At 59.8% G+C, this 11,203-nt stretch carries 14 protein-coding genes; 11 read left to right on the top strand and 3 right to left on the bottom strand.

All coding sequences use genetic code 11. From position 1 onward, the window contains the following. Nucleotide 1 precedes the first annotated feature (1 nt). On the bottom strand, nt 2-913 hold the full coding sequence (locus AAIE04_RS05290) for a LysR family transcriptional regulator (protein WP_498576617.1): 912 nt from the start codon (nt 911-913) through the stop codon (nt 2-4). A gap of 158 nt (nt 914-1,071) precedes the next feature. Here AAIE04_RS05290 and AAIE04_RS05295 point away from each other — a divergent pair, with 158 nt between their 5' ends. Continuing rightward, nucleotides 1,072-1,590 carry a YybH family protein gene (locus AAIE04_RS05295; protein ID WP_498576618.1) on the top strand — a complete coding sequence of 173 codons (519 nt, stop codon included), beginning with the start codon at nt 1,072-1,074 and terminating at the stop codon, nt 1,588-1,590. 50 nt (nt 1,591-1,640) lie between these two features. Here the strand turns inward: AAIE04_RS05295 and AAIE04_RS05300 are convergent, their stop codons facing one another. Then, nucleotides 1,641-2,390: an SDR family oxidoreductase gene (locus AAIE04_RS05300; protein ID WP_498576619.1), complete on the bottom strand. Its 750-nt coding sequence runs from the start codon at nt 2,388-2,390 to the stop codon at nt 1,641-1,643. A 99-nt stretch (nt 2,391-2,489) separates the two neighbouring features. Between AAIE04_RS05300 and AAIE04_RS05305 the strand changes: the two genes are divergently transcribed. Further along, nucleotides 2,490-2,867, top strand: a complete 378-nt coding sequence (locus AAIE04_RS05305) for a winged helix-turn-helix transcriptional regulator (RefSeq protein ID WP_498576620.1) — start codon at nt 2,490-2,492, stop codon at nt 2,865-2,867. On the opposite strand, the gene AAIE04_RS05310 is transcribed toward AAIE04_RS05305, so the two are convergent. Beyond that, on the bottom strand, nt 2,864-3,769 hold the full coding sequence (locus AAIE04_RS05310; protein ID WP_498576621.1) for a transporter substrate-binding domain-containing protein: 906 nt from the start codon (nt 3,767-3,769) through the stop codon (nt 2,864-2,866). The two genes, AAIE04_RS05305 and AAIE04_RS05310, sit on opposite strands and share 4 nt — an antisense overlap. A gap of 221 nt (nt 3,770-3,990) precedes the next feature. Here AAIE04_RS05310 and hinT point away from each other — a divergent pair, with 221 nt between their 5' ends. From hinT to AAIE04_RS05355, 9 genes are all read left to right on the top strand, one after another. Beyond that, on the top strand, nt 3,991-4,341 hold the full coding sequence (gene hinT / locus AAIE04_RS05315) for a purine nucleoside phosphoramidase (RefSeq protein ID WP_004928776.1): 351 nt from the start codon (nt 3,991-3,993) through the stop codon (nt 4,339-4,341). Nucleotides 4,342-4,352: 11 nt separating this feature from the next. Beyond that, entirely contained in the window at nt 4,353-4,742 is a 390-nt protein-coding gene (locus AAIE04_RS05320) for a YcfL family putative periplasmic lipoprotein (RefSeq protein WP_063919207.1), read from the top strand. Nucleotides 4,743-4,768: 26 nt separating this feature from the next. Further along, on the top strand, nt 4,769-5,359 hold the full coding sequence (gene lpoB / locus AAIE04_RS05325) for a penicillin-binding protein activator LpoB (RefSeq protein ID WP_019455821.1): 591 nt from the start codon (nt 4,769-4,771) through the stop codon (nt 5,357-5,359). Next, complete coding sequence (gene thiK, locus AAIE04_RS05330; RefSeq protein ID WP_498576622.1) at nt 5,340-6,206, top strand: thiamine kinase; 867 nt, start codon at nt 5,340-5,342, stop codon at nt 6,204-6,206. Before lpoB ends, thiK begins: the two co-directional genes overlap by 20 nt. Nucleotides 6,207-6,244: 38 nt before the next feature. After that, nucleotides 6,245-7,264: a beta-N-acetylhexosaminidase gene (gene nagZ / locus AAIE04_RS05335; RefSeq protein ID WP_498576623.1), complete on the top strand. Its 1,020-nt coding sequence runs from the start codon at nt 6,245-6,247 to the stop codon at nt 7,262-7,264. Nucleotides 7,265-7,343: 79 nt separating this feature from the next. Then, nucleotides 7,344-7,886 (top strand): alpha/beta hydrolase YcfP, encoded by a 543-nt coding sequence (ycfP, locus tag AAIE04_RS05340; RefSeq protein WP_019455818.1) that lies wholly within the window; start codon nt 7,344-7,346, stop codon nt 7,884-7,886. Between the two features lie 332 nt (nt 7,887-8,218). Next, on the top strand, nt 8,219-9,523 hold the full coding sequence (locus AAIE04_RS05345; RefSeq protein ID WP_019455817.1) for an NAD(P)/FAD-dependent oxidoreductase: 1,305 nt from the start codon (nt 8,219-8,221) through the stop codon (nt 9,521-9,523). A gap of 357 nt (nt 9,524-9,880) precedes the next feature. Next, nucleotides 9,881-10,417, top strand: a complete 537-nt coding sequence (locus AAIE04_RS05350) for a glycine zipper 2TM domain-containing protein (RefSeq protein WP_004928798.1) — start codon at nt 9,881-9,883, stop codon at nt 10,415-10,417. A gap of 264 nt (nt 10,418-10,681) precedes the next feature. Beyond that, entirely contained in the window at nt 10,682-11,161 is a 480-nt protein-coding gene (locus AAIE04_RS05355; protein WP_015377469.1) for an RrF2 family transcriptional regulator, read from the top strand. Nucleotides 11,162-11,203: the final 42 nt, after the last annotated feature.

An 11,203-nucleotide genomic window follows, 5' to 3' on the forward strand; every position in this document is an offset into this window, starting at 1 on the left:
ATCAGGGCCTGGCGAATTTGTCGGCGAACAGCTTGCTGATGAAGTCGACGAAGACCCGAATTTTGTGGCTGCGATCCCGCAGGCGCGGATAGAGAATATTGATCGGCGCCCCGGTGGGCGCCCACTCCTGCAGTATCGGCTCCAATTCCCCCGTCTTCAGATAATTTTCCAGCGTGCAATCCAGCAAGTAAACCAGGCCGAGATGATTCCTGGCAACCTCGCACAGTGATTGGGAATGGTTAAAGCTCAGCAGCGGGCTGGGCGCCAGAGAGTAGCGTTCGTCGCCGCGAATGAACTGCCAGTCATCCGCCGCCGCCGCGCCTGAACGGATAAATCCCAGCCGCTGGTGCTGGTGCTGTTGCAGTTGTTCCGGGTGTTCTGGCCGGCCGTGGCGCGTAAAATAATCGGGAGACGCACAGCACAGATAGCGTGGTTGCAGCAATTGACGGCTGACCATCTCGGGGATGTCGCCGGCGCCGATGCGAATAAATACGTCGGCGCGATCTTCCGCCGGATTGACCAGGCGATCGCTGACCGAAACGCTGAGCTGCAATTCCGGGTATTGCGCCAAAAAAGCCGGCAGCGCCGGGGCGATATGCATGCTGCTGAGCATCGAGGCTATCTCGACCCGCAGCGGTCCGCGCGGTTGTTCAAAGTCGCCCGACATGTCGTTTTTCAGCCGGTCAAACTGCTGCAGTATCTCCTGCGCGGTGCGGTAGCAACGCTCCCCGGCGCTGGTCAGGGAGAAGCGCCGGGTTGAGCGTTTGAAGAGGGGCTGCCCGAACTGTTTTTCAAGCTGATTGATGCTGTACGTGACGCTGGCCGGGGAGAGTCCCATTTTGGTTGCCGCCTGGCTGAACCCCTCCATTTCTACCACCTGGCAGAACACGCGTAGCGCATGCAGTTCATTCATGTTAACGGCTTCCATTATTTAAATTATTAAAAGAGTATTTTTAAATATGCCGGCTGTCAATTTAACGCGGCATTGGATATTTTATTTTCAGCGTTTTTATTTATCTGAAATCGCATCCTGTATTGCCATAATGAAATAACGCCGAAGAGGATATTTATATGAGAAAGTTAACTGCCGTATTGTTATTGGCTGGAGCAGGCTTGTGCGGCCAAACGTATGCCGCAGGCAGCGAGGCCGCGCCACAAAGTTACAGGGTTTCCGCTGATGCGGGCGTTGCGGCTGAGCAGAAGGCGGTTTATCAGCTGATAAACCGATACCAGACAGCGCTTAATGCCGGCGATACGCAAACTATTTTGTCACTTTTCGCACCACAAAGTTATTCGCAGTGGAACGAAAAGCCGACGGCGGACAGCAATGAAAAGCGCCGTCAACAATATGACGACCTATTTAAAAAAGAGAAATTTGAAACCGAGTTTGCGTATGACAGCGTTAGCGTGAACGGTAATATGGCCTATGTGCGCACGCACCATCATCGCGGCGCAACGGTCACCCGAATAAGCGACGGCGCCACCCTGATCGATTTAAATCGTGAAGTATTTATATTGGAGAAACAGCAGGGGCAGTGGAAGATCGTAGTCTACACCTTTAATACCAACCCGATTCAAGGGGTGAGCTGAGTGGCACCTGATAAAGGCCGCATAAGCGGCCTTATTGTGCTGCGCAATAGTTAAAGATTCCCCACGCCGCCGTCCATCTGCAGCTCGGCGCCGACCATAAAGGCCGATTCGTCCGCCGCCAGAAACACCGCCGCTTTGGCCAGCTCCAGCGCGCTGCCCATGCGGCCGATCGGCACCAGCGCGCGGATATCGTCGCGCAATGCCTGCTCATCCGCTTCCGCCAACCCCAGCTTACCCAACGCCGGGGTTTCGGTCGGGCCGGGGCTGAGGCCGTTAAGGCGAATGCCGCGCGCGTGCAGCTCGCCGGAGAGCGTTCTGGCCAGCGATAACAAACCGGCTTTGCTGGCGGCGTAGGCGCTGCTCTGCGGCAGGCCGATATGGGCGCTGACCGAACCGCACAGGATCACCGAAGAAGGGTTGGCCAGCAGCGGCAGCAGCGCCTGGATCAGAAAGAACGGCCCTTTCAGGTTGATGTCCATCAGCCGCTGATAGCTCTGTTCATCCCACTCCTGCAGCGGGCGGTGCGTGACGTCGCCGGCGTTGACATACAGCACGTCCAGCCGCGGCCACCGTTGCGCCAACTGCTGCGCCAGCGCGCGCTGCTGCGGGATGTCGCCGGCGTCGCTCAACAGCAACAGCGCCTTGCCCACCAAGGCCTGGCCTGCCGCGTCCAGAGCGCTTTGGCTGCGGCCGGTGATCGCAACCAAAGCGCCCTCGGCGATGAACTGGCGAGCGGTTTCCAGCCCGATACCGCTGGTGCCGCCGGTAATCAATGCGTATTTGCCTTGCAGTCGTGACATAACCGATTCCTCTTGAGCGTCTGTTGCGGCATTATTTGCGCTATAGTTCCTTTTGCATAGTAGGCACCCTTTGGATACTAAAGGACGAGGTGGGATGAAATGACGGCGCAAGCACCCTTAGCGAAGGAAAATAATTTGGCGGCGTTGCCGACGGCAGGCGAATCCTGCCCGATGGTGGACTTCGTCAATCTGGTGTCGGGCAAGTGGGCGATACCGATCCTGTACCGGCTGATCGTGATCGACGATCCGGTGCGATTCAGCGAGCTGCAGCGGGCGGTAGCGCCCATCGCGCAAAAAGAGCTGACGCGCCAACTGCGGCTGTTCGAGCAGCGCGGTCTGGTGACGCGGCGGGTGTTTCCCGAAGTGCCGCCGCGGGTGGAGTACCAGGTCACCGCGCTCGGCAAATCGCTGCGGCCGACGCTCGACTCGCTGGCGAAGTGGATGCGCCGACACGCGCCGCAGCTGATCGGCGGCTAGTCGCCGATGCCCGGCGGGTTGATGGTGGAGCGCTCGACCTTTTCGTCGCCTTCGCCCCAGCGTTCCAGCACCTGCGCGTATTCGCCGCTGACGATGACGCCGTTGACGGCGGCGTTGATGGCGTTCACCAGCCCGTTGCCTTTCTTGCTGGTGACCGCCACGTAGGCCACGTTGGGGCCGATGCCGACCATTTTGGTTTTGCCGGTCAGCGCCGCCTTGTAGGCGCCGGTAGAGTGGGGCCCGAAGAACGCGTCGGCGCGCCCTGACTGAATGCTCAGGTTGGTGGCGGCGTCGTCGGTCACGTAGATCGGTTGTACCGCCGGCAGCCCGGCGGCGCGGTTCTGCTTATCCCATCCCAGCAGAATGTTTTCCTGATTGGTGCCGGATCCGACGATGATCCGCAGCCCGGCGACGTCCTGCGGCCGATTGATAGAGGCGATCTTGCTGGTGGATTTGACGTAAAAGCCCAGCGTGTCCACCCGGTAGGTGGCGAAGTCGAATTTGGTCTTGCGCTGTTTGGTGACGGCGATGTTGAAGATCGCCGCGTCGTATTTGCCGGCGCTGATGCCCAATGGCCAATCCTCCCAGGAGGTAGGCACCAGGTTCAACTCTAGCCCGAGACTGTCGGCCACCAGGCGGGCGATGTCCGGATCGCTGCCGATCAGCGTTTTATTGTCCTCGGCGAACAGCGCCAGCGGCGGGGAGTTTTCGAACGCCACCGCCACAGTCAGTTTGCCGGGCGTCGCGAAGTGAAAGTTCGTCGGAATCAGCGCAATAGCGGCGGGATTGCGCTCTGCGCGTATCGGCTGTCGGTTAGCCTGCAGATCGATACCGCCCGACGGGGCCGCCTGAACGGCGGTGCTCAGCAACAGCGCGCACAGCGCCGGAATCCTCGGTGACATAACGCCCTCTATCCTTTGTTAATCATGGGGTTACTATTGGCGGCGGTGAGGGGCAAGTAAAGCAACAATAGTGAATAACCAAAGTGAAAAGATGCACAAGCGGGGCGCCGGCCTGCGCGAATCTGCAGCACTCGACGTGGAAAGTGCGCAATCAGGTTGAAAGCAGTAGAATTTGTCACTCATACTGCGTACAGCTAATTGTGTAAAACAAGGAACGCCAGATGGCCGAAGAAACGATTTTCAGTAAAATTATCCGCCGCGAAATCCCTGCTGATGTGGTTTATCAGGATGAACTGGTCACCGCTTTCCGTGACATCTCCCCCCAGGCACCCACCCACGTGCTGATCGTTCCCAACGTGCTGATCCCAACCGTCAACGACGTGACCGTGGAGCATGAAGCCGCGCTGGGTCGCATGATCACCGCCGCGGCGAAAATCGCCGAACAGGAAGGCATCGCCGAGGATGGCTACCGCCTGATCGTCAACTGCAACCGCCACGCCGGTCAGGAGGTCTATCATATTCATATGCACCTGGTCGGTGGCCGCTCGCTGGGGCCGCTGCTGTCACGTTAAGCGAGGAAATCATGCGCGGTAAAAAAACTCTGCGTTGTCTGATGGCGTTGGCGTTGCCCGCCGCGTTGCTGATGGGGTGCAGCTCGCCGTCCGGCATCGCGGTCAACCAAGGGCAGACGGTGGTGATGGATCCTTCGGTGCTGACCGCCGGCATTTTGGCCGATACGCCTTCGATTTCGAACGCTTCCGGGCGGGTGATGGCGACCTCGGTACTCAATAACAGCCAGGCGACGCCGGTCACCGTGCATTACCGTTTCTATTGGTACGATGCGCAGGGGCTGGATATTCGCCCCTTCGAAAAACCGCGTGAGATCGTCGTGGCGCCCAACTCGGACGCCAAAATCTACTCGATTAACGGCAATCTGGACGCCAAAACCGCGCGTCTGTATCTGTACCTGTAAGCGCTTGCCAGGTTTGGAGAAAAAGCATGAAAAAGTACGTCTTAGTGGCGCTGGCCGCATTAACCCTGAGCGGTTGCCTGTCGCGCCAGCCTGAGCCGGATCAGCCGTTGCCGCCGGTCACCGTCGAGCCGGAACAGCCGAAGCCGCCGGTAGAACAGCCGCAGCCGCCAACCACCGAGCCGGTGCCGCAGCCGCCGAAAATTCAGCAGCTCGACTGGCTGGGCAGCGTTCAGCCGCTGGTAGGGCAGATGTTGAAGGCCGATGGCGTGACGGCTGGCAGCGTGCTGCTGCTGGACAGCGTCAAGAACAATACCAACGGCTCGCTGCAGATGGGCAAAGCCACCGCGGCGCTGTATAAGGCGCTGGCGTCGAACTCCACCTTCAGCGTGGTACCGGAAGCGAAGCTGACCAGCGCCAGACAAACGTTGGGCCTGTCGGCGGATGACAGCTTCGGCTCACGCAGCAAGGCGATCGGCCTGGCGCGCATCGTCGGCGCGCAGTACGTGCTGTACAGCGACGTCAGCGGCGACGTGAAGTCGCCGGCGCTGGATATGCAGCTGATGCTGGTGCAAACCGGCGAGATCGTCTGGTCGGGCAATGGCGCCGTTAAACGCTGAGGCCGCGCTGCGACGATTGATGGAAACCAGACTGCCGGCGGTGAATACCGCCGGTTGTCATTTCAGCCCGGTGCAAGGGCTGACCGGCGAGAGCTGGCGCATCGACGGTTCGGGCATCACGCTGTTGGCGCGGCAACACAGCGCGGAGAAACGCGCGCTGGGGGTGAGCCGATGGCGGGAAGCACAGGTCTTGCGCCGCTGCGCGTCGGGGCTGGGGCCACGGGTTTTCGCGCAGAATAATCAGTGGCTGGTGCTCGAATGGCTCGAAGGTGACGTCGTCACAAATGCCGAATTTGCCGCGCTGAACCAGCGCGGCGAGCTGGCGGCGATGGCGGCGGCGCTGCATCGGCGGCCGCTCAGCGGTTACCGGCTGGATCTGCGTCGGCAGTTCATTCGTTACTGGCAGCTGTTGGACAGGCGGCGTTTAACCCCCCTTTGGCTGCGCTGGCAGCATCACTTTTTGCACAGCGAGCTGCCGCCAGCGTTGAAGCTGGCACCGCTGCACATGGATATCCATCCGGGCAATCTGCTCGCGACCGGCGAGGGGCTGCGGCTGATCGACTGGGAGTATGCCGCCGACGGCGACGTGGCGCTGGATATCGCCGCGCTGTTTCGCGGCAACGGCTGGGCGGCCGAGCAGCAACAGCGTTTTTTGCAGCAGTACGCGCGCCAGGGCTATCACGACCTCGCCCGGCTGCAGGCGCAGGTGCGCCGCTGGCTGCCGTGGGTGGATTATCTGATGCTGCTGTGGTTTGAAGTGCGCTGGCAGCAGAGCGGCGACGTTGAATTTTTGCGCTGGGGCGCCGCGCTGCGCCGGCGATTCTGTTTATCATCATCCGAATTCTGAACGAACAATAATGAAGTGAGGTGCCCGTGGGCCCAGTAATGCTAGATGTCGCCGGCTACGAGCTGGATGCAGAAGAACGCGAGATTTTGAAACACCCGCTGGTTGGCGGATTGATCCTGTTTACCCGCAATTTCCACGATGCGGAGCAGCTGCGTGAGCTGGTGCGGCAGATCCGCGCCGCTTCGCACGATCGGCTGGTGGTGGCGGTAGACCAGGAGGGCGGGCGCGTGCAGCGCTTCCGCGAAGGCTTCACCCGTTTACCGGCGGCGCAGTCGTTCGCGGCGCTGCACGATGCGCAGGAAGGCGGCCGTCTGGCGCAGGAGGCCGGCTGGCTGATGGCGGCGGAAATGATCGCGCAGGATATCGACATCAGCTTTGCGCCGGTGCTGGACATCGGCCACGGTAGCGCGGCGATCGGCGAGCGTTCGTTCCACAGCGATCCGCAGCAGGCGCTGGCGATGGCGGAACGCTTTATTCTCGGTATGCACAGCGCCGGCATGAAAACCACCGGCAAGCACTTCCCGGGGCACGGCGCCGTCAGCGCCGATTCGCACAAGGAAACCCCGCGCGATCCGCGGCCGCTGGCGCAGATCCGCGAGCACGACATGGCGATCTTCCGTGAGCTGATCAACCGCCAACTGCTGGACGCCGTCATGCCGGCCCACGTCATCTATACTGAAGCGGACCCGCGTCCGGCCAGTGGTTCGCCTTACTGGCTGCAGCAGATCCTGCGGCAGGAACTGGGCTTCGACGGCGTGATTTTTTCCGACGATCTATCGATGGAAGGCGCCGCCATCATGGGCAGCTACGCCGAGCGCGGCCAGGCGACGCTGGATGCCGGTTGCGACATGATCCTGGTGTGCAACAACCGCGCCGGTGCGGTCAGCGTGTTGGATAACCTGTCCCCGGTCAAAGCAGAGAAGGTGAAGCGGTTATATCATCGCGGTCAGTTCACCCGTCAGGAACTGCGCGCCTCCGAGCGCTGGCAGCAGGCGCACAAGGCGCTCAGCGCGCTGAGCGAACGCTGGGAGGAGCACAAGCAGCGTTCGCAAGGGTGAATCCAGGCGCCGCATCGCGGCGCAGAGCGGAAATGATGAGGGTCGCGCCCGCGGCCCTTGGCTTGTTGCGAGGATCCACATGATTATCTATTTGCACGGCTTCGATTCCACCAGTCCCGGCAATCATGAAAAGGTGTTACAGCTACAGTTTATCGATCCGGACGTGCGCTTTATCAGCTACAGCACGCTGCATCCGCGTCACGACATGCAGCATCTGTTGAAAGAGGTGGACAAGGCGGTGCAGCAGGGCGGCGACGCGCACCCGTTGATCTGCGGGGTTGGCCTCGGCGGTTTCTGGGCTGAGCGCATCGGCTTCCTGTGCGGCATTCGCCAGGCGATGTTCAATCCCAATCTGTACCCGGAAGAACACATGCACGGCAAGATAGACCGGCCGGAAGAGTATCGCGATATCGCCACCAAGTGCGTGGAGGATTTCCGCGAGAAAAACCGCGATCGCTGCCTGGTGGTGCTGTCGCGGCGCGATGAGGTGCTGGATAACCGACGCAGCGCCGAATTGCTGCATCACTATTACGAAATCGTCTGGGACGAACAGCAGACGCACAAGTTCAAAAACATCTCGCCGCATCTGCAGCGGCTCAAGGCGTTTAAGGCGCTGGGTTAACAGTTTCATAACGCCGCCGCGAGCCGCGCCTGCCGTTTTTCACCGACGGAAAGTGCGGCTTTTTTGTGCACCAAGACTAAATTTGAGGTGGCAATCGGCAAAATTTAAAACTGTGACTCAGCGCTAACTATTTGAATCACAATCCCCAAAAAATCCCCTCGTCCAGCCTTTAACCAAAAAAATTTGATGTACGTCAATTTTGGTATGACCAAATAACCTCACATGCTATTCTGGCTGCAGAGAGCCGAATTATTTTACGCGAACCCTATGTATTCTAAGGATATTATTTATTTACCCTGGAATAACAAATGGTTCACATTTAGGGGGTTATTTTGACAACGCCAAAGAAGAAAATCGTTATTGTCGGCGGCGGCGCCGGTGGTCTGGAGCTGGCGACCAGCTTGGGCCATAAGCTCGGCCGCAAGAACAAAGCGGAGATCACGTTGGTGGATCGCAACCACAGCCATTTGTGGAAACCGTTGCTGCACGAAGTGGCGACCGGCTCCCTCGATGATGGCGTGGATGCGCTCAGCTACCTGGCGCACGCGCGCAATCATCATTTCAGCTTCCAGTTGGGGTCGTTGACCAACATCAACCGCGAGGCACAAACGCTGCAGCTGGCGCAGATCTGCGATGAGCAGGGCGGCGAGCTGGTGCCGGCGCGCGATCTGCCGTACGACATCCTGGTGATGGCGCTGGGCAGCACCTCGAACGATTTCGGTACGCCGGGCGTGAAAGAGCACTGCATCTTCCTGGATAACCCGCATCAGGCGCGTCGTTTCCACAACGAAATGCTCAACCTGTTCCTGAAGTTCTCGGCGCAGCCGGGGCAAAAAGAGCGGGTCAACATCGCCATCGTCGGCGGCGGCGCCACCGGCGTTGAACTGTCCGCTGAACTGCACAATGCGGTGAAACAGCTGCACAGCTACGGTTTCGAAGGCCTGGACAACAGCGCGCTGAACGTGACGCTGGTGGAAGCCGGCGAGCGCATTCTGCCGGCGCTGCCACCGCGCATTTCCGCCGCCGCGCACCAGGAGCTGATCAAACTGGGCGTGCGCGTGCTGACCAACACCATGGTGACCAGCGCCGATGCCAAGGGCCTGAACACCAAGGGCGGCGAGTTCATCGACGCCGATCTGATGGTGTGGGCGGCCGGCATCAAGGCGCCGGACTTCATGAAGGACATCGGCGGCCTGGAAACCAACCGCATCAACCAGCTGGTGGTGGAGCCAACGCTGCAGACCACGCGCGATCCGAACATTTTCGCCATCGGCGACTGCGCCTCCTGCCCGAAAGAGGGCGGCGGTTTCGTGCCGCCGCGCGCCCAGTCGGCGCACCAGATGGCCTCACGCTGCGCTACCAACATCCTGGCGCTGATGAACGGCCAGACGCTGAAGCCTTACGTGTATAAAGACCACGGCTCGCTGGTGTCGCTGTCGCGCTTCAGCACCGTCGGCAGCCTGATGGGCAACCTGATGCGCGGTTCGATGATGGTGGAAGGGCGCATCGCGCGCTTCGTCTACATCTCGCTGTACCGCATGCACCAGGTGGCGCTGCACGGCTACATCAAAACCGGCCTGATGATGCTGGTGGGCGGCATCAACCGGGTGATCCGCCCGCGTCTGAAGATGCACTGATCCTGCCCTTATCGACCAACCCGCGCCGGTTCGCCTGCGCGGGTTTTTTTATGGCGGCGTAAGGCGAACGGCGGCGGTTGCTTGATTCTTCAGCATAAGCTGTCGCGGACATGGGTAAAATTCTTAAGATTCCTCCTAAACAGCGGTCAAACGGCCGTTTTCCCGCATTTTTGGTCCCCTTGTCTTATTGCGAGCCCTCAAATCATTGTGCAGACTTTACCTCGTTTACAGACGGCGCGTCGCGCACGCCGTAAACCGGGATACCGCAAGCCGCCCATGCGCAAAACAATAAGCGCGGTGCCATGCCGGTAACAGACCCCGGAAAAAATGCGTGGTAACACTTTCAGGAGGTTTCCTGTGAACAAGTCAATGTTAGCCGGTGTTGGGATTGGTATCGCTGCCGCTCTGGGGATCGCCGCGGTAGCCAGCCTGGACGTCTTTTCTGCCGGTCCGCAATACGCGCAGGTGCTCGCCGCAACGCCGATTAAAGAAACCATCAAAACGCCGCGTCAGGAATGCCGCAACGTTACCGTTACGCACCGTGCCCCGGTGCAGGATGAAAACCGCATCGCCGGCTCCGTGCTGGGCGCAGTGGCGGGCGGCGTGATCGGCCACCAGTTCGGCGGCGGTCGCGGGCGCGACGTGGCGACCGTAGTGGGCGCGCTGGGCGGCGGCTATGCCGGCAACCAGGTGCAAGGGGCGATGCAGAACAATGACGTCACCACCAGCGTTCAGCAGCGTTGCAAAACGGTCTATGACAAGTCCCAGAAAATGTTGGGTTATGACGTGACTTACAAGATCGGCAATCAGCAGGGTAAGATCCGCATGGATCACGATCCGGGCACGCAAATCCCGTTGGATAAAAACGGCCAGCTGGTGCTGAACAGAGCCTGATCACAGCATTCGAATTAAGCCCGCGGGCAGTGTTAGTTCTGATCGTTTAACCCGGTTAAGCGAGCGGCGTTAACATTGACGCGGGTTTCTGTTTTTGTTCGCCGGAGAATTCGGCGATTGTTCTAATGTCTGCGTGCGATATCACTGGGCAAAACTTCAAAAAAGCCCCTGCGTTTGTTATATTATTGTGCGATTAAACGGTGTTATCGGCGCCAATCGCCGCACCGGCCAAACCCGAGTATTTCGTCTCGCAGAGATAACGACATGTTAGATTTTCGCTTTCCGACAGCGTTGCAAATGGTCCTTAGCGTCGCCGTAGCTGAGAAGCAGGGCATGCGTTCGACGAGCGCCACGCTCGCCGCTGCTCTGGAAGCCAACCCGAGCTTTATCCGCAAACTGATGGTGCCGCTGACCAAAGACGGCATCATCGTGTCCACCCTGGGCCGAAACGGCTCTATCCACCTCGGTCGTCCGGCGGAAGAGATTACCCTGCGGGATATCTATCTGGCGGTAATCGACGACAAGCGCATCTGGGCCTCTCGCCCTGAAGTGCCGGCCCGCTGCCTGGTGAGCGCCAACGCCTGTTGGTATTTCAAATCGGTGGTGAACGAAGCGGAGCAGGCTTCGCTCGCGGTGCTGGCGCGCCATACCGTGGCCGACTCGCTGGCCGAGTTGGAGCGGGGCGACAAGCGCGCCTGCGCGGAATACGCCGCCGAGCAAGAGGCTGAAGCCGCCGGTAAATAATGCCGGATGGAGCGCATAAAAAAGGTCGGGCATTGCCCGACC

The sequence above is a fragment of the Serratia sp. Ae19-1 genome, from assembly GCF_059801225.1.

Coding starts and splice junctions, on each gene's coding strand:
- AAIE04_RS05290 (WP_498576617.1), bottom strand. CDS start 913: ATGAATGAACTGCATGCGCTACGCGTGTTCTGCCAGGTGGTAGAAATG.
- AAIE04_RS05295 (WP_498576618.1), top strand. CDS start 1,072: ATGAGAAAGTTAACTGCCGTATTGTTATTGGCTGGAGCAGGCTTGTGC.
- AAIE04_RS05300 (WP_498576619.1), bottom strand. CDS start 2,390: ATGTCACGACTGCAAGGCAAATACGCATTGATTACCGGCGGCACCAGC.
- AAIE04_RS05305 (WP_498576620.1), top strand. CDS start 2,490: ATGACGGCGCAAGCACCCTTAGCGAAGGAAAATAATTTGGCGGCGTTG.
- AAIE04_RS05310 (WP_498576621.1), bottom strand. CDS start 3,769: ATGTCACCGAGGATTCCGGCGCTGTGCGCGCTGTTGCTGAGCACCGCC.
- hinT (WP_004928776.1), top strand. CDS start 3,991: ATGGCCGAAGAAACGATTTTCAGTAAAATTATCCGCCGCGAAATCCCT.
- AAIE04_RS05320 (WP_063919207.1), top strand. CDS start 4,353: ATGCGCGGTAAAAAAACTCTGCGTTGTCTGATGGCGTTGGCGTTGCCC.
- lpoB (WP_019455821.1), top strand. CDS start 4,769: ATGAAAAAGTACGTCTTAGTGGCGCTGGCCGCATTAACCCTGAGCGGT.
- thiK (WP_498576622.1), top strand. CDS start 5,340: ATGGCGCCGTTAAACGCTGAGGCCGCGCTGCGACGATTGATGGAAACC.
- nagZ (WP_498576623.1), top strand. CDS start 6,245: ATGCTAGATGTCGCCGGCTACGAGCTGGATGCAGAAGAACGCGAGATT.
- ycfP (WP_019455818.1), top strand. CDS start 7,344: ATGATTATCTATTTGCACGGCTTCGATTCCACCAGTCCCGGCAATCAT.
- AAIE04_RS05355 (WP_015377469.1), top strand. CDS start 10,682: ATGTTAGATTTTCGCTTTCCGACAGCGTTGCAAATGGTCCTTAGCGTC.